The organism is Mesorhizobium sp. ArgA1 (assembly GCF_053714375.1).
In genome coordinates, this window is sequence record NZ_JBSKBQ010000005.1 from 160,649 (window position 1) to 181,460 (window position 20,812).

Sequence of the window (20,812 nt, forward strand, 5' to 3'; positions counted from 1 at the left end):
CCCGTAGCCGGTTCCCCCGTATCAGAACGACCCCCGTCTGAAAGGAACCGGCGTTATTGCCACTACCGGTTGCCGCCCAGCGCCGAGGCAAGGCGCACAAGCGAAAGGAACTCGGACCTGTACCCAAACGGGTCGGCTCCTCGGGCGGCGGTGGCAATCTCCATGATCTTGTCGTAGCTGAACTTCGCGGTCGCATCCTCGTCGCGCAGCTTCTGGCCGAAGGCTGCGACAGCGACGGAGAAGCGCTGGTCGGTGCTGGCCTGGTCGAACGACTCGACCTCGTTGGCCGATGTCACCGGCGTGGTGATCAGCTTCGAGACGTCTTCGTTCGGCAGCTTGTAGCGGATCTTCACGAAGGCATATTCGTCGGCATTGGCGACGCCGCCATTGTTGACGGTCGCCTGGCCGTAGCGGAGCGGATCCATCTGCTCGCCGCCACTGCCTTTCGGCGTGATCTCATAGATGGCGGTGACCGAATGGCCAGAGCCGATATCGCCGGCATCGACCCGGTCATTGTTGAAATCCTCGCGGTTCAAGGCGCGGGTTTCGTAGCCGATCAGCCGGTACTCCGAGACCTTGTCCGGATTGAACTCGACCTGGATCTTGACGTCCTTGGCGATGGTGAACAGCGTCGAGGAAGCATCCTCGACCAGAACCTTTTCCGCCTCGGCCAGCGTGTCGATATAGGCAGCGGTGCCGTTGCCGTTCTGGGCGATGGTCTGCATCATCTGGTCGTTCAGATTGCCGCGGCCGAAGCCGAACACCGACAGGAAGACGCCCGTCTTGCGCTCCTGCTCGATCAACCGCTTCAGGTCCTCGTCATCGGTCTGGCCGACATTGAAGTCGCCGTCTGTGGCTAGCATCACACGGTTGATACCCTCCTTGACGAAGGACTGCTGGGCAAGCTTGTAGGCTTCCTTGATGCCCGCCTCGCCTGCCGTCGAGCCGCCCGGCTGGAGATTGTCGATGGCGTTGAGGATCTTGTCCTTCTCGGTGACCTTCGTCGGCATCAGCACCGTGCCGGCATCACCGGCATAGGTGACGATCGAGATCGTGTCGTCCGCCTTGAGCTTGCTGACCAGCAGCCGGAACGCCGACTTGAGCAGCGGCAGCTTGTCCGGCTCGTCCATCGAACCCGAGACGTCGATCAGGAAGACCAGATTGGCCTTGGGCTGCTCGGCCGGCTTTGTGTCGAACCCCTTGATGGCGACGTGCATCAGCTTGGTGTGCCCATTCCACGGTGTCGGCATGACGCTGACGGTCGAGTTGAACGGCGTCGACGCGGAGTCCGGTCCTTTCCAATCATAGGGGAAGTAGTTGACCATCTCCTCGACGCGCACCGTGTCGGCCTGCGGCAGGTAGCCCTGCTTCAGCGAGCTGCGCACGAAGGAATAGGAGGCGGTGTCGACATCGATCGAGAAGGTCGAGACCGGATCCTGAAGGGCTGCATGCACCGGATTGGTCTTGAAATCCTCGACACGGTCGCGGTTTTCCTCCTGCGGCGCAATCTGGTCGGCCGGCAATGTCGAAGGCTGCTGGGGCGTTATCAGCTTGGATTCGGCGGTCCCCTGGACACGGCTGGCCCGCGCGGCGTCTGCCGCGGGCGCAGGTGGTGCCATTTGCATGATAACTCTGCCACCCGACGGCGCGGCCTCGGTGCTTGGCACGGGCTCAGGCGCCTGCTGGTAAGTCTGCAAAGTCCCGTACTCGGATTCGTTCGCCGTCGCGGGAGCCTCGGTCTTCGGCGGTGCGGTCGGTGTAACAAGCGCGTCGCCGTCGCGGCTTCGTTCATCCGCGTCGGTCTTCTTCAGGTCGCCCTCGGCAACCGGCGCCTGCTTGTCTTTTCCAGGCGCATTGAGCGCAGGCTTGTCGGCCAGCGTCTCGGTGATCTTCTCGTCGTTGCCGAACGGCGACGGCTGTTCCCTCAGCATATGGAAGGTGGCGTATCCGGCGATCGGCAGGGCGACGAGCCCGGCAATGGCCGGCGTGGCGATGAGTTTCTTTTGCATGATCTCACTCCAGAGCTTGTGTGCTCGTTCCGTGAGACGAAGCCCGCCAGCCGATCCTTGGGTGACGGCAGAAATATTTTCCTGATCATAGGCGCGCATGGCGGCTTCGAAGGCGCGCGTCTTCGCGCTCTCGCCCGGCGCCGGTATTGCTGCGTCGCGCAGCCTGTTGAGTTCGTTGTCGTCGACCATGGTCACACTTCCCCGGCTGAACGCATCAACGTCTTCAGCCGTTTCTTCGCTTCATGGATGTGCCAGGAAACCGTCGTCTCCGAGATTGCCATCGCCTCGGCGGCGGCCGAATGGCTCAAACCTTCGCCATAGACCAGGAGCACTGCATCGCGCTGTTTGTCCGGCAATTGCCGCACCGCTGCCCAGAGCGCCTCAGTGGGATCCTCGGGTTCGGCGGATGCCTCTCCCGATATCATGCTGTAGGCGCCGTAGGCTTCGGTCTTGACGTTTTCGCGCGTGGTCTTGCGCATCATGTCGCGCGCCGCGTTCATCGTCACGGAATACAGCCATGTCGTGAACGCGCCGCCGCCGCGATAGTCGCGGATTGCCTTGCCGAGACGGACGCAGACTTCCTGGGCGATGTCTTCTGCATCGGCCTTCCTGCCGCACCAGCGATAGGCGGCGCGATAGACGAAGTCATAGTGCCGCTCCAGCAATTTGCCGAAGGCACCCCTGTCTCCGCCCTTCGCCCGCCCGATCAACTCGGCGTCGGAGGCTTCGCTCTCATCCAGCATCATCGCCATCATTTGCCTGTTGGACGAAGGCTAATGGCCAATCCTTGGGGTTATGGAAAGATTTTTTTCAGGCAGGCGCTTTTTGAAGCTAGACGGCTTGTCCTGCCACCCAGCCGGACGACCAAGCCCATTGGAAGTTATAGCCGCCGAGCCAACCGGTGACATCGACGACTTCGCCGATGAAAAACAGTCCCGGCACGGATTTCGCCTGCATCGTCTTCTGGTCGAGCGCGCTGGTATCGACACCGCCCAGCGTCACTTCGGCGGTACGATAGCCTTCGGAGCCGGCCGGCTTGATACGCCAGTCATTGACCGCGGCTTCGACGGTTTTCATTTGCAGGTCCGTCAAATCGGCGAGATTGCCGTCGATCCCCGTACGCTCGGCCACCGCTTGCGCCAAGCGCTTCGGCAGATGGTTTGCCAGTACCGTCTGCAGCGCTTGCCGGCCGTTGACGCGCCGGGCCCCGCGCAGTTGCTCGGCCACATCCAGTCCAGGCAGCATGGCGATGCGAATCTCGTCGCCTTCGCGCCAGTAGGACGATATCTGCAGGATGGACGGCCCGCTCAGGCCGCGATGGGTAAACAGCATTGCCTCCGAAAACCGCGTCTTGCCGCAAGCGACTTCAGCGTCGACGGCGTTGCCGGACAGCGGCGCAAGTCGCTCCAGCGTCCTGGCGTCGAAGGTCAGCGGCACCAGAGCCGGCCGCGTCTCCACCACGGCGAGACCAAATTGCGCGGCCAGTTCGTAGCCGAAACCCGTCGCGCCCATCTTGGGGATAGACTTGCCGCCGCAAGCCACCACCAGCGATTGGCAGGCGACCATTCTACTGGAGAGCGAAAGCTCAAACCCTTCCGCCGTCCTGGCGACATCCCGGACCTCGGTCGACAGCGCCAATTCCGCACCCCGGCCTCGCATCTCCGCGACCAGCATATCGATGATCTGGCGCGCCGAGCCATCGCAAAACAGCTGGCCCAGCGTCTTCTCGTGATAGGCGATGCCGTGGCGTTCGACGAGCCCGATGAAGTCGCGCTGCGTGTAGCGGCTGAGCGCCGAGATACAGAAATGCGGATTGCCCGAGAGAAAATTCTTCGGGCTGGTGTGGATGTTGGTGAAATTGCAGCGGCCACCGCCGGAGATGCGGATCTTCTCGCCGGGCTTCGACGCGTGATCGAGCACCAGAACCGAGCGGCCACGCTTGCCCGCCTCGATGGCGCACATCATTCCGGCCGCACCTGCGCCGATCACGACCACATCGTAGGATTTCATCAGCAAGACTGTTCCCGCTCGACTGCCGCCTTTGCAAACGGCGCTGTGTGCCGTCTCTACCGCTTCGGTGCGTGCGCAGGCAACGTCGTGACCAGCGCTTCTTCAGATCAGCGTTTCGGCAAAGAACCCCAGCAGCCGCTTCCAGTGGCGTTCCGCGCCGGCCTCGTCGTAGGAATTGTGATCGGGCACACACCAGCCATGGCCGGAGCCGACATAATTCTCGATGACATGGTCGACCTCGGCCACCCTCAGCGCTTCGGCCAGCCGCGCCGACTGTTCCGGCGGAAAGCTGCGGTCGACGCCGGCGGTGCCGACATAGACGCGCGCCTTGATCGAGGCCGCCTTGCGGTGCGGGCTGTCGGCGGCGTCGCTCGCCAGATTGCCGCCATGGAAGCTCGCCGCGGCGGCGATGCGGTCGGGATAGGTAGCCGCCGCGTTCAATGCTCGGCCACCGCCCATGCAATAGCCGACGGTACCAATCGGTCCACTGATGCCCTCCGAAGCCAGTGCATCGAGGAACGCGCCGCTATCGCGGATGGTCATGTCCTGCGTCGTGCCGGTGACCAGCGCCATCAGCGCCACCTTCGTTTCCTCGACGGCAAAAGCCGACTTGGCATCGAACGGCCCATAGGGCGCATTGCGATAGAAAAGGTCCGGCACCAGCACGGCATAACCGTGCCCTGCCAGCCGTTCCGCCATCTCATCGAGCACGGGGCGCGGCCCGAAGGCGTCCATATAGAGGATCACGCCGGCCTTCGACGGCCTGGCTGGCCGAAACAGCCCCGCTTTGGCCACGCCATCCCTAGTCTCGATCTCGATATCTCGCTTGGCCATGACCCGCTCCGTCTCATTGTCGCGCGATACATATCCGTGCCGGGCGGTGGGGCAAGCCAATCAAAGGCCCGCCGCGTTCACAAATCCGTTTTGCCGGTGGCGCGGAACCTCAGCGCACGAACGCCGCCATGTGAAAGGCCTGAACGTCAGCGGGATAGCGATAGCCTGTACCGTAGGGGCAGGCGTTGCGGTCGAGGCAGCCGCCGGTCCGGCAAGGCGAACCATCCGCGCCGCGCACATGCGCGAGGCACGACTGATAGGCAAAGCCATCCTGCGAATAGGCGTCGACCGGACAGGATTTCATGCAGGGTTTTTCGACACATGCATCGCAAAGGTGAATCGATGCCTGAGACGCCTCGACCGCGATCTCATCCTCGAAAAGCAAAGCGCCGCGATAGGCGTGCCAAAGCCCGTATTTCGGATGCATGAGAATGCCGAGCGGCGACGGTTTAAGCCCCTCCGCCCGCATCGCCCATTGCTGGAACGGCAGATAGGGTTTGTCCGAGGGCGACACCGCGCGCGCTCCAAAATCCTGCGCAACCGCTCCGATCACTTCACGCGACCAGGTGTCGAGCGGATTGGCGATGGTTTGCGCTTGCCGCTCGCGCCAGCGCAGGAAATGCTGCCAGGGTGCCGCGCCCGCATGCCCGACCAAAAGGGCTGATTTGGCGGAAGCGCGTGACAGGCCAGAGGGTACCTCCTCGCCTTCGGCGAACGTGACACAGCCGCGAAGGATGAGGCCGTTGGCGGAAAGCGCAGCCGCTATGTCGTCAGCGGTGCCGCGCGCAATCATCCCTTCTTGTCCGGGTCGGAGAAAGCGCTCCGCCAGACTTCCTTGTGGATGATGTTGGCGACTTTAGCCCCGCCTGACTCGGGCTCCTTTCACGTGAAGGCGTCGGCCATCGACCCCTTCTTCTTGGCGATGAAATCCTTCAGCGCCTCATCGATCGACGGATCGAGATAAGGCGCCTCGTAGCTTTCCAGCCAGCGGCGGGCGAGCTCATTGGCGCGCTGGGGTGCTGTCTTCTCGCCCTCGGCAAGCCACTGCTCGTAGGAATTGTTGTCGGCGATGCTGGAGCGATAGAAGGCGGTCTGGAAATTCGCCTGCGTGTGGTCACAGCCGAGATAGTGGCTGCCAGGACCGACCTGGCGGATGGCGTCCATCGCCTGGCCGTTTTCCGACAGGTCGACGCCTTCGGCAAATTTCTGCTGCATGCCGAGCTGGTCGATGTCCATCATGAATTTTTCGTAGCAGGAGGCGAGCCCACCTTCGAGCCAGCCGGCCGAATGCAGCACGAAATTGGTGCCGGCCAGAATGGTCGAGTTCAACGTGTTGGCGCTTTCATAGGCGGCTTGCGCGTCCGGAACCTTGGAGGCGCAGAGCGAGCCGCCGGTGCGGAACGGCAGCCCGAGCCGGCGCGCCAGCTGTGCGGCGCCATAGGAGACCAGCGATGGCTCCGGCGTGCCGAAGGTCGGCGCGCCCGATTGCATCGAGATCGACGAGGCGAACGTGCCGAACAGCACCGGCGCGCCCGGGCGGATCAGCTGCGTGAACGAGGCGCCGGCCAGCACCTCGGCCAGAACCTGTGTCAGCGTGCCGGCGACGGTCACCGGGCTCATCGCGCCGGCAAGGATGAACGGCGTGACGATGCAGGCCTGGTTGTGGCGCGAATAGACTTTCAGCGCGCCCAGCATGGTTTCGTCGAACACCATCGGCGAGTTGGCGTTGATCAGGCTTGTCAGCACCGTGTTGTTTTCGACGAAATCGTCGCCGAACACGATCTTGGCCATGGCGACGGTGTCTTCGGCCCGCTCGGGCGCGGTGACCGAGCCCATGAACGGCTTGTCGGAATATTTTATGTGCGAATAGACCATGTCGAGATGGCGCTTGTTGACCGGCACGTCGACCGGCTCGCACACCGTGCCACCCGAATGGTGGATCGACGGCGCCATATAGGCGAGCTTCACGAAATTCTGGAAGTCCTCGATCGTTGCGTAGCGTCTGACACCGTTGAGATCGCGCACGAAGGGCGGGCCGTAGACCGGCGCGAAGACGGTGGCATTGCCGCCGATCTGCACCGAACGCTCTGGATTGCGCGCATGCTGGGTGTAGATGGGCGGCGCGGTCTTGAGCAGCGAGCGGCACAGCCCCTTGGGAAAATGCACGCGCTCGCCCTTGACGTCGGCGCCGGCCTCTTTCCACAGCTGCAGCGCCTCGGCATCGTCGCGAAAGATGATGCCTATCTCTTCCAGCACCGTGTCGGTGTTGTTTTCGATGATCGCCAGGCCTTCCTCGTTGAGCACCTCATAGATGTTGATCTTGCGCTTGATGTAGGTCAGCTGCGTGCCCGGTCCGCCACCCGAGCGCGCCGCGCGCCTGGCGGCTGCGCCGCCGCTGGCCGCACGCCCGCGTCGCGCATTGGACGCTTCCTGGTCGACTGACGCGTTCTCACTCATGATCGTTTTCCCTAAAAACCGTTTGCGGCCGCATATCGCGGCTTCTCGCCCGGATCGTAGCCATGCACCCTATTCGAAACGGCCCGCCAGCGCCAACGCCTGTCGCAAAATCGACAAGAATTCCAATAGATTTGCGGTCGCTTTCCTTTTGCGGGAAGTCGCAAATCAGCTATGGATACACGCCCCCGCCGGGTTAGGTATTGACGCGATAAATTTGAGCCGCCGTGATCTCATCCCGCGCGGCAAGGAGCCTGAGAAAAATGTCCGACGACGAGATCATCCTCTCCGAGCTTTCCGACGACGAGTTGGTGCAGCAGATGCACGACGATCTCTATGACGGGCTGAAGGAAGAGATCGAGGAAGGCACCAACATCCTGCTCGAGCGCGGCTGGGCGCCCTACAAGGTGTTGACCGAAGCGCTGGTCGAAGGCATGCGCATCGTCGGCGAGGACTTTCGCGATGGCATCCTGTTCGTTCCCGAAGTGCTGCTGTCGGCCAACGCGATGAAGGCCGGCATGTTCATCCTGCGTCCGCTGCTCGCCGCCACCGGCGCGCCGAAGCAGGGCAAGATGGTCATCGGCACCGTCAAGGGCGACATCCACGACATCGGCAAGAACCTCGTCGGCATGATGATGGAAGGCGCCGGCTTCGATGTCATCGACCTCGGCATCAACAATGCGGTGGAGAAATATCTCGACGCCATCGAACAGCACCAGCCCGACATCATCGGCATGTCGGCGCTTCTGACCACGACCATGCCCTATATGAAGGTCGTCATCGACACGATGAAGGAAAAGGGCATCCGCGACGACTATGTCGTGCTGGTCGGCGGTGCGCCGCTCAACGAGGAATTCGGCAAGGCCGTCGGCGCAGACGCCTATTGCCGCGACGCGGCGGTGGCGGTCGAGACCGCCAAGGACTTCATGAAGCGCAAGCATAACGTGCGCGCTTCAGCCTGATCTTTTCAGCAAGGCGTCTGGCCAACAATCGAAAGCCGCGCCTTGCAGCGCGGCTTTTTTGTTCCCAGCTATTGGAACGGATAGAGCCGTCAGGGTTTGGTAACGGTGTCGTCGATGGCTTTCGCGGTCGATTTGATATCCCGGCCGACGCCGCGGACGGTGTTGGCACAGGCCGTGAGAGCCAGTACGCAAGCAAGGATTGCGATCGGCGCAACGCGTAACAGTTTCATGGACGGTTTATCCCTCTCTCGATAGATTCGCCCCACAGCAACGAAGGCCGTTTCGACCGGGTTCCATGGCCAGGAAACAAAAAACGAAACCGAATCAAGACGACAGGCTGCTGGTCATCGCCTGTGGAATGATCGCGCGCGAAGTTTTGGCCGTCAAGGAGCAGCTCAAGCTCGACCATCTCGACCTGACCTGCCTGCCGGCGGAGTTCCATTTCTATCCCGACCGAATCGCGCCGGCGATGGACAAGGCGATCGAGAAGGCCAAGGCGGACGGCTACCAGAACATCTTCGTCGGCTATGCCGATTGCGGCACTGGCGGCCTGCTCGACCGGGTGCTGGAGAAGCACGGTGTCGAGCGCATGGCCGGCCCCCACTGTTTTGCCTTTTACCAGGGCATGGATGCCTATGCGAAGGTCGCCGACGACGACATGATGTCGTTCTATATGACCGATTTCCTGTGCCGCCAGTTCGATGCCTTCTTCATGAAGCCGCTTGGCCTCGACAAGCATCCGGAGCTGATCAAGGACTATTTCGGCAACTACGAGAAACTGATCTACATCGCCCAGACCGACGATCCCGAACTCGACAAGGTCGCCGAGAAGGCCGCCAAGCTGCTCGGTCTCGTCTATGAGCGCCGCGCCACCGGCTATGGCGACCTGACGGTCGAGCTGGCGCAGGCCGCCGCCCACGCCTGAAGAAATTCTTGAGCCGCGACACCGTCGAGAGCAGATGACAGGCCGCCCTGAATGGGTAAGTTGTGCGCCAAAAGCAACAGCCTGATTCAGCCATCCGAACACGGAAACGTCCCGATGACCCCACGCCTCCTGCTCGCCGCCCTTGGCCTCCTCTGCCTCGTCCTGCCCGCTCACGCCGACGGCGAGGTGCAGAAGATCATCACGCCGGTCGACAAGGTGCGCCTCGACAAATATGGCGAGACCCGCAAGGCGGCCCTGGCCGAGGCAAAAGCCGGAGAACCCGCAGAGGTCAGTCAACTCGACGCATTGCTGGCAAAGCCACTGGTGGCCTTTTCCGACAAGGACCTGACCGGCAACTGGCAATGCCGCACCATCAAGGTCGGCGGCATCAGCCCGTTGGTCATCTACGGTTGGTTCAAATGCAAGGTGAGCGACGACGGCTCCGGCTGGCGGCTGGAAAAGATCAGCGGCTCTCAGCGCACAACTGGCCGCTTCTTCGATGATAGCGAGAAACGCGCAATCTATCTCGGCTCCGGCTATGTCAATGACAACAAGCCAAAACCCTATGGCAGCGGCCCTGAAAGCGACCAGATCGGCTACGCCTTCCGCAACAGCGCCACTGAATGGCGCATCGAATTCCCGGCGCCCTACTACGAATCGCATCTCGACATCATGGAATTGAAGCGCTGAGCTGTTGGTCTCTCACACCCGCGGTCATCAAGATTTAACCCCGCCCGGCACAGAATTGCGCCGGGCAGCGCGGTACAAATGGATGCGCGCCGGCAGGAAGGCGCACCATGGCTTCAGCTGATAAGAACAGTGCTGCAATCGTCGTTGTCACCGAAGGCGGGCCGCACATCTGGGCCATCGTCAACGCCGTCGCCGACCAGCTCGGCCCTGTCAGCGTCATCCTCGAAAGCCCTGAATCCAAAAAGCAATTGCTGCTTGGCCGCGCCCGCCGCCAGGGCTGGCTTCTAGCAATCGGCCAGCTCGGCACGATGGTGCTGACCAGGCTCGGCAAGCGCTTTTTCGCCGGCCATGCCGAGCGGCTGATTGCCGAACAGAAATTGCGGACCGAGCCGAAACCGGGACAAAAGATCATCCACGTCTCCTCGGCCGACGCAGCCGATTGCCTGCAGGCGATCGCCGACATCCGCCCGGGTGTGGTGCTGCTCGCCGGCTGCCGGCTGCTGTCGAGGCAGACGCTGGCGCAAATGCCGTGCCCGGTGCTCAACTACCACGCCGGCATCGCGCCGAAATATCGCGGCATGAATGGCGGCTACTGGGCGCTGGCTTCCGGTGATCCCGAAAATTTCGGCACCACCGTGCATCTGGTGGATGCCGGCGTCGACACCGGCGGCGTGCTGAAACAGGCGCGCGGCAGGCCCAAGCCCGGCGACACAATTTCGAGCTATGCGCTACGCCAGGCGGCGTTCTCGCGCGACATCTGCGTCGAGGCGGTCCGCGATGCACTGACGGGCAGACTGACGACGATCGAGCCGGACCTGCCGTCGAGACAGTGGTACCACCCGACCATCTGGTTCTACCTCTGGACCGGCCTCACCAGGCGCGTGTGGTAGCCGGGTTTCGCCTGCGAATCTCGCCTTTCTTTTTGCGACTTCCAATAGCGTCGTTTTTGAATGCGCGCGCGTCGTCCCATAACAAGCAGCCTCATGGCGCATGCGGCAATGCTCGACACTGCTGAATAAAGCGGTAGAGCGTCCTTTGTGCGTCCAACTGGACGCACGGCGTTCTACGGGAGTGAGAGTTTCATGGCCGATCTGATTGTCGTCTACTGGCGCGACATCCCTGCCCAGGTCATCGTCAAGAAGGGCCGGCAGAACGCCAAGCGCGAACTGCCGCTGCGCTTCACCGAGGCGATCGACATGTGCGCCATGCGCACCGGCGCCGGCGGCACCGACGACTACCTCGCCGAATGGCGCAAGGCCGAACCGGTTCCGGTCGGCGACGATCTCGAAGCCGAAGTCGAGAAGGCCTTTCAGCAACTCGATGCGAAATACGACCGCGAGCGGCTGGTCGCTCTGGTCAAGGCGGGTGGGAAAGAAAATGTCTGAAACTGTTCCTGGCAAAGACGGCCAAAGGGAAATCCAGACGGTTACCCAGGCCACTCTGGTCAAGAAGGCAGCGCCGAAATCCGACTACAAGCCGGCCGACGTGTCGCCGCAGCGGCGCGTGCAGCGCTCGTTTGCCGTCAGGCTGTGGTCGATCCGCCATTCGCGCCTCCTCGAATGGTTCTACTCTCGGTTCGCCGACATGTTCCTGCTTCTCCATCCTTTGTGGAAAGGCCTTGGCTACGGACGCGTCGAGGCGCCGATCAAGTTCGTTGAAAAGCGCGTCAAAGGCTTCATGTTCGACTGCCGCATGTGCGGCCAGTGCATCCTGTCCTCGACCGGCATGTCGTGCCCGATGAATTGCCCCAAGCAGCTGCGCAACGGCCCTTGCGGCGGCGTGCGCGCCAACGGCAATTGCGAGGTCGAGCCCGATATGCCTTGCGTCTGGGTCAAGGCCTGGGAAGGCTCGCAGAACATGGAGCATGGCGACAAGATCCTGACCGTGCAGAAGCCGGTCGACCAGTCGCTGCGCGAAACATCGGCCTGGCTGCGGGTGACGGCGCAGTCGGCAGCAGCCCGCGAGGCCGCGGCCAATGCCAGGACGGGAGCCGCCGCATGATCGCCCGCCAGCGCGACGAGAACCCGGCCGGCATCCATCTGCCGCTCGATCCCCTGCCCGGCCACTCCTCACGCGGCCGGCTGGAGCGCGTGCTGCGGCGCGGCGAATTCGCTGTCACCACCGAGCTCAACCCGCCCGACAGCGCCGATCCGGAAGACGTCTATAACCGGGCCAAGATCTTCGACGGCTGGGTCGATGCCATCAACGCGGTCGATGCGTCGGGCGCCAACTGCCACATGTCGTCGGTCGGCATCTGCGCGCTTTTGACCCGCATGGGCTATGCCCCGATCATGCAGATCGCCTGCCGCGACAGGAACCGCATCGCCATCCAGGGCGACGTGCTGGGTGGGGCTGCGATGGGCGTGGCCAACATGCTGTGCCTCACCGGCGACGGCGTGCAGGCCGGCGACCAGCCCGGCGCCAAGCCCGTGTTCGATCTCGATTCCATGTCGCTGCTCGAAACCTGCCGCATCATGCGCGACAACGGCAAGTTCCTGTCCGGCCGCAAGCTGACGACACCGCCGCAGATTTTCCTCGGCGCCGCCGTCAATCCCTTCGCGCCGCCCTTCGACTTCCGTCCGATTCACCTCGGCAAGAAGATCGCCGCCGGCGCGCAGTTCGTGCAGACGCAGTACTGCTTCGACGTGCCGATGTTCAAAACCTTCATGCAGAAGGCGCGCGATCTCGGCCACACCGAAAAGGTCTTCATCCTGTGCGGCGTCGGCCCGCTGGCCTCGGCCAAGACGGCCAAATGGATCCGCTCCAACGTGCCGGGCATCCATATCCCGGACGCGATCATCAAGCGGCTGGAAGGCGCGCAGGACCAGAAGAAGGAAGGCAAACAGCTCTGCACCGACATCATCAATGAGGTGAAGGAAATCCCAGGCGTCTCCGGCATCCATGTGATGGCCTACCGCCAGGAGGAATATGTCGCCGAGATCGTCGATGAATCGGGCGTGCTGAAAGGCCGCCAGCCGTGGAAACGTGAGATCCGCCACGACGACCAGATGGTCGCCGACCGGCTCGAACACATATTGCATGACGAGATTACCGAAACGCAGGTGGACATGGTAAAGACCGCGCACTAAGCGGCCAAGCACCAGACCTGGAACGAAACCAGAGACGATATAAAGAAGCACTTTATATCAGGCGGAGAGACTTCATGACCCGGACCATCGTCGCCTCGGCGACACGAGAGATCATCATCGGCTTCGACCAGCCCTTTTGCGTGATTGGTGAGCGCATCAACCCGACCGGCCGCAAGAAGCTGGCCGCCGAGATGATCGCCGGCAATTTCGAGACCGTCATCAAGGACGCACTGGAACAGGCCGCCTGCGGCGCCACCATGCTCGACGTCAATGCCGGCGTCACCTCGGTCAACCCGAACGAAACTGAACCGGGCCTCCTCGTGCAAACACTTGAGATCGTCCAGGGGCTGGTCGATTTGCCGCTGTCGATCGATAGCTCTGTCACTGCCGCCATCGAGGCAGCTCTCAAGGTGGCCAAGGGCCGCCCGCTGGTCAACTCCGTCACCGGCGAGGAAGAAAAGCTCGAAGCCATCCTGCCGCTGGTCAAGAAATACAATGTGCCGGTCGTCGCCATCTCCAATGACGAGACCGGCATTTCGATGGATCCGGATGTGCGCTTTGCCGTGGCCAAGAAGATCGTCGAGCGCTGCGCCGACCATGGCATTCCGGCGCATGACGTCGTCGTCGATCCGCTGGTGATGCCGATCGGCGCGCTGGGCGATGCCGGCCGCCAGGTGTTTGCGCTGCTACGTCGCCTGCGCGAAGAGCTCAAGGTCAACACCACCTGCGGCCTCTCCAACATCTCGTTCGGCCTGCCGCACCGCCACGGCATCAACGCCGCCTTCATCCCGATGGTGATCGGCGCCGGCATGACCTCGGCGATCATGAACCCGGTGCGGCCGCAGGAAATGGAAGCCGTGCGCGGCGCCAATGTGCTCAACGGCACCGACGAGAACTGCACCAACTGGATCAGGACCTACAAGGACTACAAGCCGGCCGAAGGTGGCCAGGCGGTTGCCGCGCCCGTGGCGGTCAACGCTCCGGGCGAAGCTGGCGGCAATGGTGGCCGCCGGCGCGGCGGCCGTGAAGCCCGCATGGCCAGGGGATAAGCGCGCAATCGTGAACTCGCCTGCCAACATCACCGATCCGCTCGTGCTGTTCATGCCGTCGGGCAAGCGCGGGCGGTTTCCGGTCGGCACGCCGGTGCTCGATGCCGCGCGCCAGCTTGGCGTCTATGTCGAAAGCGTCTGCGGTGGCCGCGCCACCTGCGGACGCTGCCAGATCGAGGTGCAGGAAGGCAATTTCGCCAAGCACAAGATCGTCTCGTCCAACGACCACATCTCGCCCAAGGGCGCCAAGGAAGAGCGCTACGAGCGCGTGCGCGGCCTGCCCGAGCGGCGCCGCCTCTCCTGCTCGGCGCAGATCCTCGGCGACCTCGTCATTGACGTGCCGCAGGACACTGTCATCAATGCGCAGACCATCCGCAAGGATGCCGACACCAGGGTCATCGCCCGCGATGCGGCGATCCGCATGTGCTATGTCGAGATCGAAGAGCCCGACATGCACAAGCCGCTCGGGGATCTCGACCGCCTGAAGATCGCCTTGATGAAGGATTGGGGCTTCAAAAACCTCGAATTCGATTTCTACCTGATGCCGCAGGTGCAAGGCATTCTGCGGAAGGGCAACTGGACCGCGACCGCCGCCATCCACAAGGATGCCGAGAGCGACATCGCCCGCGTCATCGCGCTGTGGCCCGGCCTCAAGAACGAGGCCTATGGGCTGGCCTGCGACATCGGCTCGACCACCATTGCCATGCACCTTGTGTCGCTGCTGTCAGGCCGCGTCGCTGCTTCCTCGGGCACATCCAATCCGCAGATCCGCTTCGGCGAGGATCTGATGAGCCGCGTCTCCTATGTGATGATGAACCCTGACGGCCGCGAAGGCATGACGGTCGCGGTGCGCGAGGCGATCTCCGGCCTCGTCGACAAGGTCTGTGCCGAAGGCAACGTCCAGCGCAACGACATCCTGGATTCGGTGTTCGTCGGCAATCCGATTATGCACCATCTGTTCCTCGGCATCGATCCGACCGAGCTCGGCGGCGCTCCCTTCGCGCTAGCCGTTTCGGGTGCCGTGCGCATAAAGGCTGCCGATATCGGGCTGAAGCTCAACCAGGGCGCCCGCCTTTACATGCTGCCTTGCATCGCCGGCCATGTCGGCGCTGACGCCGCGGCCGTGACTTTGTCGGAAGGCCCGCACCGCCAGGACGAGATGATGCTGATCGTCGACGTCGGTACCAATGCCGAGATCGTGCTCGGCAACCGCACGCGCGTTGTCGCGGCGTCCTCGCCCACTGGTCCGGCCTTTGAGGGCGCTGAAATCTCCGGCGGCCAGCGCGCCGCCCCCGGTGCCATCGAGCGCGTGCGCATTGATCCCGACACGCTGGAACCAAAATACCGCGTCATCGGCTCTGAACTCTGGTCCGACGAACCAGGCTTCCTCGACAGCGTGCAGGCAACCGGCGTCACCGGCATCTGTGGCTCCGGCATCATCGAGATCGTAGCCGAGATGTACCTCGCCGGCATCATCTCCGAGGACGGCGTTGTCGATGGCTCCCTTGCCGCCCGGTCGCCACGCGTCACCGCCAATGGCCGCACCTTCTCCTATGTGCTGAAGGAAGGCGAACCCAAGATCACCATCACCCAGACCGACGTGCGCGCCATCCAGCTTGCCAAGGCAGCACTCTATGCCGGCACCAAGCTTCTGATGGAAAAGCAGAACACCGAGCAGGTCGACCGTATCCATTTCGCCGGCGCCTTCGGTTCCTTCATCGATCCGAAATACGCCATGGTGCTTGGCCTGATCCCGGATTGCGACCTCGACAAGGTGTCAGCCGTCGGCAACGCCGCCGGCGCCGGCGCCCGCATGGCGCTGCTCAATCGCGGCTATCGCCGCGAGATCGAGGACACGGTCAGCCATATCGAGAAGATCGAGACCGCGCTCGAGCCGAAATTCCAGGAGCATTTCGTCTATGCCATGGCGCTGCCGAACAAGGTCGATCCGTTCCCGAAACTGTCGGCGGCGGTGAAATTGCCGCCGCGCAAGACGGTAAGCGAGGATGGCGTCGCCGGTGACGCTGCACCGCGCCGGCGTTCGCGCGAAGGCCACGCGGCCAGGCGCAGTCGGGAATAGGCCGGCCGCCAAGGCTGGCGAATTCTTTATAATTTCATTTGTATGCAAATGTTTCCAGATCGCCCCGATCTGGAAACCGAAGCGCTGTTTTCGCGCAATCCACCCGATACAGACGTGAAGCATTTAACGGACACCGAAAGGCGGGCCGGACTATTGCGCCGTCACAACGCTTCAAAGGAGATAACGATGTTCGAGACCCTCGGCCGTTTTCGCGCGGCCATCAAGCATGCCCAGTCCGTGCGTGCCATGAACAGCCTGCCGCCCGAAGTGCAGAAGGACATCGGCTGGCCCGTGTCGCCGCGCATCGACGCTCAGGCCAATCTGACGCGCCTGATCCTGGGCTCGGGACGCTGATGACCTTCGCCGACAAGTGCAAATTGCTGGCCAAGCGCCGGGACCGCCGTGTGGTCCCGGCGATCACCGACATCAAGCTGCGCGCTGCGCTGCTGCCTCGGCGCTGAGACCGTTTGCCGGAAAACCGCAAACTCGGTTGATCAAACAACCGTGTTGCGTTGGGCCAAAATCTTGACATTTCGGCTGGAGGTACGATCTTCGGGGTAGTGGGGAAATTCTCTTAGTCGGCTGCGGCCGAGCCTGTGTATTCGAATGCCCAGTTTCAAAAGCCATCTCGTTTCCTTCATTCTTCGGCATAGCCGCAAGAAGGCATTTGCCAGCCCGGAAAACCTGCAGCGCTGGATCGCCTATGCGCGCAAGACCGAGGACCATCATCCGCCGGCGTTGCTGCGTGAGCGTCTCCATATCACCGAGCGGAGCGTCGATAGCTTCCCCGTCTACGAGATCGCGCCGAAGGCCGGCGAGCGCAGGCGCATCCTCTACATGCATGGCGGCGCCTATGTCTTCCAGATCACCTCCTATCATTGGGGGCTGATCGCCGAGATGGCGGAGCGGTTGGGTTTCGGCATCACCGTGCCGATCTACCCCATCGCGCCCGAACACGATTTCCACGCCATGTTCGGCATGGTCGGCGACGTCTACCGTCAGATGCTGGATGAGACGGACGCCGAAGATATCGTTTTCATGGGCGATTCCGCCGGCGGCAACATGGCCGTGGTGCTGACCATGATGGCGGCCGAGGAAGGCCTGCCCCTGCCGTCGCTCCATGTGCTGATCTCGCCCGGGCTCGACATGTCGCTCGCCAATCCCGAGGTCTTCGAGGCAGAGCGCAACGATCCGTGGCTGGGCATTCCGGGCGGCCTGGAAGCGATCCGGATGTACAGCGCCGGCATCGACAGCCGCGACTGGCACATCAGCCCGCTCTACGGCGATCTCTCGGTGTTGCCGAAGACGCTGCTGCTGGCCGGCTCGCGCGATCTGCTCAGCCCCGACAATCTGATCTTTGCCGAAAAAGCGCGTGCCGCCGGCGTCGATATCGACGTGGTCTACGAGGAAGGCATGTTCCACGTCTGGCCGCTGATCGAGATGCCGGAAACGCGGCGCGCCAGGGACAGCATCGTCATTTTCCTCGCCGGTGAGCCCACCAAGCGGCGCGCAAATGCGCGGCGCAGAGCGCGAACCGCCTTCGCGGCGCGCCCTGCGGAAGCAGCGGAATAGCGCAACTCCAGGAAAAGTGTGTAGCGCTTTCCCTTGCGCAGTTGCGTCCGACAAAGAACGATCAGAACTTGCCGGTCTCGCGGAACAGTTCGAACGTCGCGCGTATATGGTCGGCGACCGCCTTGACCGGCGCGCTGGCGTCAGGCGCCACAACCATCGCCAGATTGTAGGTGCCGATGTCAGGCATGCCGTCCTTCGGGCAAAGCTCGACCATGTCGTTGCCGAGGAACGACTTCGGCAGCGGCGCCACCGCGAGATCCGACATGATGGCGGCGCGCTGGCCGGCGGTGTGCGCACTCATATAGGCGATGCGGTAGTTGCGGCCCTCGCGACCGAGAGCTTCGAGCGCGCCGGCCCGCCAGGCGCAGCCCTCTTCCCATAGCGACACCGGCAATGGCTCGCGCAGATGCGCGCAGCCGCCCTTGGCGCCAGCCCAGACGATCGGCTCGGTCAACAGCACTTCGGCGCCGAGCGCGCTGGTCTTGTAGGAATTGGTTAGCAGCGTGATGTCGAGCGCGCGGTCATCCATGCGCCGGCGCAGATTGCTGCTCTGGTCAATGGTTACGTCGACGGCGATCGACGGATGCGACTGCGCGAAGCGCTTCAAGACATGCGGCAGCACGCGCTCGCCATAGTCGTCCGGCGAGCCGAGCCGCACCACGCCGACGATCTCGGGGATGATGAACTTCGACACCACTTCGCGGTTGATCGACAAAAGCCGGCGGGCATAGCCAAGCAGCATCTCGCCATCGGTGGTCAGCGTCACCGAGCGCGCATCGCGGGCAAAGACGGAACGGCCGAGAATGTCCTCGAGCTTCTTGATCTGCATAGAGACCGCCGACGGCGTGCGAAACACCGCATTGGCCGCGGTGGTGAAGCTGCCGGTCTCGGCAATGGCCACAAAGGTGCGCAAAACGTCGAGATCGAGCAGCGGCAGCGGATGATTGAGTGGGGCGTTCATCGGGACCGACCTTCAATTTTTCTGATGTGAAGCATCATTCCATTTCGTTTGATTGAACATCAGATTGGGAGGATAGTCAACTCCATCGAAGGCAGGACGTGTCATCGCCTCGAAACATCCTGACACGAAACTGCATTCGATGCGGAATATCCCGGCGACGAAACGCGTTCATGCGGGACGTGCCACAACCAAGGAGAATGAGATGTCTATCCTGTCATCCATCGGTCGGCTTGCGACCGAGTTCACCGCAGCCCGCGCCCGCTTCCAGACCGAACGTGCGATCCGCTCGCTGCCGATCGAACTGCAGAAGGATATCGGCTGGCCTGAAGCTGCCGACACCAAGACCGGTGCACGCCACGGCGTCGGATCCTGGGCTGGAGCAAAGTAAACAATTGTGTACCATGTGCTGAAGGCCTGCCGCGCGCACCAGCCCGGCAGGTCTTCTCTATTTTAGCACCAGCCTTGCTGAAAATTATTTGCACTCAAACGACTTTTTAGAGCCATGCGGCCATTGCATGCCGCTTATGTGCAAGTTGCATAGCGCTTGAGCGTCGCGGTTAAAATGTTGTAAGTAAACATAAATTCTGAGCATCATGCACAAAAATGTCGCAATCGATGTCGCTTTTCTGATCTAGCGCTTCGCATTTGCGATTTAGTTTTCCCTCACGCAAGCCTATATCAGCCCCAGCAAACGAGCTGCCCCACTCCATCAAGCGAAGGCGACCCGTCTGAGCAACCGATAGGAGATGATGATGAAGCTTTTTGCCCGCCTCTTTGCCCGCCGCGAAATGAACCTGACGACCGCTCTCGAGCGCCAGCGCCTTGCCAACACCATGCCCGGCCAGACCGGCGCCATGAATGCGGTGCGCCTCGGCTTCGTCGCCTGAGATAACGGCTACCGCGCCGCGCTTCCCTGCCCCTGGCGACAGCCGATAACAGCGCCGCTTCGGTTTGACCGAGGCGGCGTTTTTCGTTCTTACGCCGATGTTGCCGGATAGCGATGCTCAATCCGGCGGCAGCCCCTGCCCATCGTGCCGGACCATTGCCCATTTGCGACCCATGTCGCAAATTTAGTTGCCGCTTGGCCTTCTAGCCGATTGACAGGAATGGTTTTTCCTGATGTCGCTATGCTGTTCGCGACATCCTGTTCGCGCCATGGCTGCGTGAGGTTCCCTTGAACGCCGTAAAGCATCCGGTCAAACGATCGTTTGTATTCTTCCTCATCCCCGACTTCACTATGATCGCCTTTGCGACGGCGCTCGACCCGCTGCGCTCGGCCAACCGCATGCTTGGCTATGAGGCCTATCGCTGGCGCCTCGCCAGCATTGACGGCAAGCCGGTGCGCGCCTCCAACGGCGTCGAATGTGCCGTCGACACCTCGCTCGAGGAAGAGCGCAAGAAAATGGCAGGGCCGGATCGGCCGAATATGGCCATCGTCTGCAGCGGCATGAATGTCGAGCGGTACCAGAACAGGTCGGCCTTCGCCTGGCTGCGCGAGGAGTACAACAGAGGCGTCGCCGTCGGCGGCCTGTGCACCGGCGCGCATATCCTTGCCGCCGCCGGCCTGCTCTCCAACAAGCGCTGCGCCATCCATTGGGAAAACCTGCCGGGCTTCTCCGAAGCCTTCCCGAAAGCCAACGTTTTTGCCGACCTCTTCGAAATCGACCAGAACATTTACACCTGTGCCGGTGGCACCGCAGCCCTCGACATGATGCTGAAGCTGATCGGCGACGATTTCGACGACAATCTGGTCAACCGTGTCTGCGAGCAGGTGCTGACCGACCGCGTGCGCAGCCCGACCGATCGCCAGCGCCTGCCGCTGCGCGCCCGCCTCGGCGTGCAGAATTCCAAGGTGCTGACCATCATCGAACTGATGGAAGGCAACCTCTCCGAGCCGCTGTCGCTGATCGAGATCGCCGACCATGTCGACCTGTCGCGCCGTCAGATCGAGCGCCTGTTCCGCACCGAGATGGGGCGCTCCCCTGCCCGCTACTATCTCGAGATCCGCCTCGACCGCGCCCGGCATCTGCTAATTCAGTCGTCAATGCCGGTAGTCGAGGTTGCCGTCGCCTGCGGCTTCGTCTCGGCCTCGCATTTCTCGAAATGCTACCGCGAACTCTACGCCCGCTCGCCGCAGCAGGAGCGCGTCGACCGCAAGCAGCTTTTGGCCGCCTGAT

Annotated in this window: 22 protein-coding genes; 14 read left to right on the top strand and 8 right to left on the bottom strand. The window is 62.4% G+C overall.

Annotation, left to right across the window (positions count from 1 at the left end):
- Window positions 1–62: 62 nt before the first annotated feature.
- The 6 genes from ACWGTI_RS15010 to ACWGTI_RS15035 all read right to left on the bottom strand — a co-directional run bounded on the left by ACWGTI_RS15010 (window position 63) and on the right by ACWGTI_RS15035 (window position 7,310).
- Entirely contained in the window at window positions 63–2,198 is a 2,136-nt protein-coding gene (locus tag ACWGTI_RS15010) for a vWA domain-containing protein (RefSeq protein WP_454587833.1), read from the bottom strand.
- A gap of 2 nt (window positions 2,199–2,200) precedes the next feature.
- Window positions 2,201–2,761, bottom strand: coding sequence for an RNA polymerase sigma factor (locus ACWGTI_RS15015; protein ID WP_454587834.1), 561 nt, complete (start codon window positions 2,759–2,761; stop codon window positions 2,201–2,203).
- 79 nt (window positions 2,762–2,840) lie between these two features.
- Entirely contained in the window at window positions 2,841–4,019 is a 1,179-nt protein-coding gene (locus ACWGTI_RS15020; protein WP_454587835.1) for an NAD(P)/FAD-dependent oxidoreductase, read from the bottom strand.
- A 102-nt stretch (window positions 4,020–4,121) separates the two neighbouring features.
- Complete coding sequence (locus ACWGTI_RS15025; RefSeq protein ID WP_454587836.1) at window positions 4,122–4,853, bottom strand: dienelactone hydrolase family protein; 732 nt, start codon at window positions 4,851–4,853, stop codon at window positions 4,122–4,124.
- Window positions 4,854–4,962: 109 nt separating this feature from the next.
- Window positions 4,963–5,646 carry a hypothetical protein gene (locus tag ACWGTI_RS15030; protein WP_454587837.1) on the bottom strand — a complete coding sequence of 228 codons (684 nt, stop codon included), beginning with the start codon at window positions 5,644–5,646 and terminating at the stop codon, window positions 4,963–4,965.
- Between the two features lie 89 nt (window positions 5,647–5,735).
- Window positions 5,736–7,310 carry a trimethylamine methyltransferase family protein gene (locus ACWGTI_RS15035; protein WP_454587838.1) on the bottom strand — a complete coding sequence of 525 codons (1,575 nt, stop codon included), beginning with the start codon at window positions 7,308–7,310 and terminating at the stop codon, window positions 5,736–5,738.
- Between the two features lie 260 nt (window positions 7,311–7,570).
- Between ACWGTI_RS15035 and ACWGTI_RS15040 the strand changes: the two genes are divergently transcribed.
- Window positions 7,571–8,269: a corrinoid protein gene (locus tag ACWGTI_RS15040; RefSeq protein ID WP_013531175.1), complete on the top strand. Its 699-nt coding sequence runs from the start codon at window positions 7,571–7,573 to the stop codon at window positions 8,267–8,269.
- 89 nt (window positions 8,270–8,358) lie between these two features.
- Here ACWGTI_RS15040 and ACWGTI_RS15045 read toward each other — a convergent pair whose 3' ends face one another.
- The gene (locus ACWGTI_RS15045; protein WP_454574340.1) at window positions 8,359–8,499 is read right to left on the bottom strand and encodes an EncA/B family entericidin; all 141 of its coding nucleotides are present in this window, start codon (window positions 8,497–8,499) and stop codon (window positions 8,359–8,361) included.
- Between the two features lie 65 nt (window positions 8,500–8,564).
- Here ACWGTI_RS15045 and ACWGTI_RS15050 point away from each other — a divergent pair, with 65 nt between their 5' ends.
- The 10 genes from ACWGTI_RS15050 (at window position 8,565) to ACWGTI_RS15095 (ending at window position 17,674) form a co-directional block, all read left to right on the top strand.
- Window positions 8,565–9,194 (top strand): DUF1638 domain-containing protein, encoded by a 630-nt coding sequence (locus ACWGTI_RS15050; protein ID WP_454587839.1) that lies wholly within the window; start codon window positions 8,565–8,567, stop codon window positions 9,192–9,194.
- Between the two features lie 114 nt (window positions 9,195–9,308).
- The gene (locus ACWGTI_RS15055; protein ID WP_454587840.1) at window positions 9,309–9,884 is read left to right on the top strand and encodes a DUF4893 domain-containing protein; all 576 of its coding nucleotides are present in this window, start codon (window positions 9,309–9,311) and stop codon (window positions 9,882–9,884) included.
- A gap of 107 nt (window positions 9,885–9,991) precedes the next feature.
- A complete protein-coding gene (locus ACWGTI_RS15060) occupies window positions 9,992–10,774 on the top strand; it encodes a formyl transferase (protein ID WP_454587841.1) in 783 nt (260 codons plus the stop codon).
- 192 nt (window positions 10,775–10,966) lie between these two features.
- Window positions 10,967–11,269, top strand: coding sequence for a virulence factor (locus ACWGTI_RS15065; protein ID WP_454587842.1), 303 nt, complete (start codon window positions 10,967–10,969; stop codon window positions 11,267–11,269).
- The gene (locus ACWGTI_RS15070) at window positions 11,262–11,885 is read left to right on the top strand and encodes a methylenetetrahydrofolate reductase C-terminal domain-containing protein (RefSeq protein ID WP_454587843.1); all 624 of its coding nucleotides are present in this window, start codon (window positions 11,262–11,264) and stop codon (window positions 11,883–11,885) included. The genes ACWGTI_RS15065 and ACWGTI_RS15070 overlap by 8 nt, the downstream gene beginning before the upstream one ends.
- A complete protein-coding gene (locus tag ACWGTI_RS15075) occupies window positions 11,882–12,973 on the top strand; it encodes a methylenetetrahydrofolate reductase (RefSeq protein WP_454587844.1) in 1,092 nt (363 codons plus the stop codon). The genes ACWGTI_RS15070 and ACWGTI_RS15075 overlap by 4 nt, the downstream gene beginning before the upstream one ends.
- Before the next feature lie 74 nt (window positions 12,974–13,047).
- Window positions 13,048–14,022, top strand: coding sequence for a methyltetrahydrofolate cobalamin methyltransferase (locus tag ACWGTI_RS15080; RefSeq protein ID WP_454587845.1), 975 nt, complete (start codon window positions 13,048–13,050; stop codon window positions 14,020–14,022).
- Entirely contained in the window at window positions 13,973–16,102 is a 2,130-nt protein-coding gene (locus ACWGTI_RS15085; RefSeq protein ID WP_454587846.1) for an ASKHA domain-containing protein, read from the top strand. The genes ACWGTI_RS15080 and ACWGTI_RS15085 overlap by 50 nt, the downstream gene beginning before the upstream one ends.
- 186 nt (window positions 16,103–16,288) lie before the next feature.
- Window positions 16,289–16,456 carry a hypothetical protein gene (locus ACWGTI_RS15090; RefSeq protein WP_454574351.1) on the top strand — a complete coding sequence of 56 codons (168 nt, stop codon included), beginning with the start codon at window positions 16,289–16,291 and terminating at the stop codon, window positions 16,454–16,456.
- 252 nt (window positions 16,457–16,708) lie between these two features.
- Window positions 16,709–17,674: an alpha/beta hydrolase gene (locus tag ACWGTI_RS15095; RefSeq protein ID WP_454587847.1), complete on the top strand. Its 966-nt coding sequence runs from the start codon at window positions 16,709–16,711 to the stop codon at window positions 17,672–17,674.
- Between the two features lie 61 nt (window positions 17,675–17,735).
- Here ACWGTI_RS15095 and ACWGTI_RS15100 read toward each other — a convergent pair whose 3' ends face one another.
- A complete protein-coding gene (locus ACWGTI_RS15100; protein WP_454574353.1) occupies window positions 17,736–18,635 on the bottom strand; it encodes a LysR substrate-binding domain-containing protein in 900 nt (299 codons plus the stop codon).
- 202 nt (window positions 18,636–18,837) lie between these two features.
- Here ACWGTI_RS15100 and ACWGTI_RS15105 point away from each other — a divergent pair, with 202 nt between their 5' ends.
- From ACWGTI_RS15105 to ACWGTI_RS15115, 3 genes are all read left to right on the top strand, one after another.
- Window positions 18,838–19,023 (top strand): hypothetical protein, encoded by a 186-nt coding sequence (locus tag ACWGTI_RS15105; protein ID WP_454587848.1) that lies wholly within the window; start codon window positions 18,838–18,840, stop codon window positions 19,021–19,023.
- 364 nt (window positions 19,024–19,387) lie between these two features.
- On the top strand, window positions 19,388–19,522 hold the full coding sequence (locus ACWGTI_RS15110; RefSeq protein ID WP_023681787.1) for a hypothetical protein: 135 nt from the start codon (window positions 19,388–19,390) through the stop codon (window positions 19,520–19,522).
- A gap of 350 nt (window positions 19,523–19,872) precedes the next feature.
- Window positions 19,873–20,811, top strand: coding sequence for a GlxA family transcriptional regulator (locus tag ACWGTI_RS15115; protein ID WP_454574385.1), 939 nt, complete (start codon window positions 19,873–19,875; stop codon window positions 20,809–20,811).
- Window position 20,812 lies beyond the last annotated feature (1 nt).

What these genes read in the sequence shown, in the direction of transcription:
- ACWGTI_RS15090 (WP_454574351.1), top strand. Translation starts at nt 16,289, where the DNA reads ATGTTCGAGACCCTCGGCCGTTTTCGCGCGGCCATCAAGCATGCCCAG.
- ACWGTI_RS15030 (WP_454587837.1), bottom strand. Translation starts at nt 5,646, where the DNA reads ATGATTGCGCGCGGCACCGCTGACGACATAGCGGCTGCGCTTTCCGCC.
- ACWGTI_RS15045 (WP_454574340.1), bottom strand. Translation starts at nt 8,499, where the DNA reads ATGAAACTGTTACGCGTTGCGCCGATCGCAATCCTTGCTTGCGTACTG.
- ACWGTI_RS15075 (WP_454587844.1), top strand. Translation starts at nt 11,882, where the DNA reads ATGATCGCCCGCCAGCGCGACGAGAACCCGGCCGGCATCCATCTGCCG.
- ACWGTI_RS15105 (WP_454587848.1), top strand. Translation starts at nt 18,838, where the DNA reads ATGTCTATCCTGTCATCCATCGGTCGGCTTGCGACCGAGTTCACCGCA.
- ACWGTI_RS15100 (WP_454574353.1), bottom strand. Translation starts at nt 18,635, where the DNA reads ATGAACGCCCCACTCAATCATCCGCTGCCGCTGCTCGATCTCGACGTT.
- ACWGTI_RS15040 (WP_013531175.1), top strand. Translation starts at nt 7,571, where the DNA reads ATGTCCGACGACGAGATCATCCTCTCCGAGCTTTCCGACGACGAGTTG.
- ACWGTI_RS15055 (WP_454587840.1), top strand. Translation starts at nt 9,309, where the DNA reads ATGACCCCACGCCTCCTGCTCGCCGCCCTTGGCCTCCTCTGCCTCGTC.
- ACWGTI_RS15035 (WP_454587838.1), bottom strand. Translation starts at nt 7,310, where the DNA reads ATGAGTGAGAACGCGTCAGTCGACCAGGAAGCGTCCAATGCGCGACGC.
- ACWGTI_RS15085 (WP_454587846.1), top strand. Translation starts at nt 13,973, where the DNA reads ATGGTGGCCGCCGGCGCGGCGGCCGTGAAGCCCGCATGGCCAGGGGAT.
- ACWGTI_RS15050 (WP_454587839.1), top strand. Translation starts at nt 8,565, where the DNA reads ATGGCCAGGAAACAAAAAACGAAACCGAATCAAGACGACAGGCTGCTG.
- ACWGTI_RS15010 (WP_454587833.1), bottom strand. Translation starts at nt 2,198, where the DNA reads ATGGTCGACGACAACGAACTCAACAGGCTGCGCGACGCAGCAATACCG.
- ACWGTI_RS15070 (WP_454587843.1), top strand. Translation starts at nt 11,262, where the DNA reads ATGTCTGAAACTGTTCCTGGCAAAGACGGCCAAAGGGAAATCCAGACG.
- ACWGTI_RS15115 (WP_454574385.1), top strand. Translation starts at nt 19,873, where the DNA reads ATGATCGCCTTTGCGACGGCGCTCGACCCGCTGCGCTCGGCCAACCGC.
- ACWGTI_RS15025 (WP_454587836.1), bottom strand. Translation starts at nt 4,853, where the DNA reads ATGGCCAAGCGAGATATCGAGATCGAGACTAGGGATGGCGTGGCCAAA.
- ACWGTI_RS15080 (WP_454587845.1), top strand. Translation starts at nt 13,048, where the DNA reads ATGACCCGGACCATCGTCGCCTCGGCGACACGAGAGATCATCATCGGC.
- ACWGTI_RS15095 (WP_454587847.1), top strand. Translation starts at nt 16,709, where the DNA reads ATGCCCAGTTTCAAAAGCCATCTCGTTTCCTTCATTCTTCGGCATAGC.
- ACWGTI_RS15015 (WP_454587834.1), bottom strand. Translation starts at nt 2,761, where the DNA reads ATGGCGATGATGCTGGATGAGAGCGAAGCCTCCGACGCCGAGTTGATC.
- ACWGTI_RS15020 (WP_454587835.1), bottom strand. Translation starts at nt 4,019, where the DNA reads ATGAAATCCTACGATGTGGTCGTGATCGGCGCAGGTGCGGCCGGAATG.
- ACWGTI_RS15065 (WP_454587842.1), top strand. Translation starts at nt 10,967, where the DNA reads ATGGCCGATCTGATTGTCGTCTACTGGCGCGACATCCCTGCCCAGGTC.
- ACWGTI_RS15060 (WP_454587841.1), top strand. Translation starts at nt 9,992, where the DNA reads ATGGCTTCAGCTGATAAGAACAGTGCTGCAATCGTCGTTGTCACCGAA.
- ACWGTI_RS15110 (WP_023681787.1), top strand. Translation starts at nt 19,388, where the DNA reads ATGAAGCTTTTTGCCCGCCTCTTTGCCCGCCGCGAAATGAACCTGACG.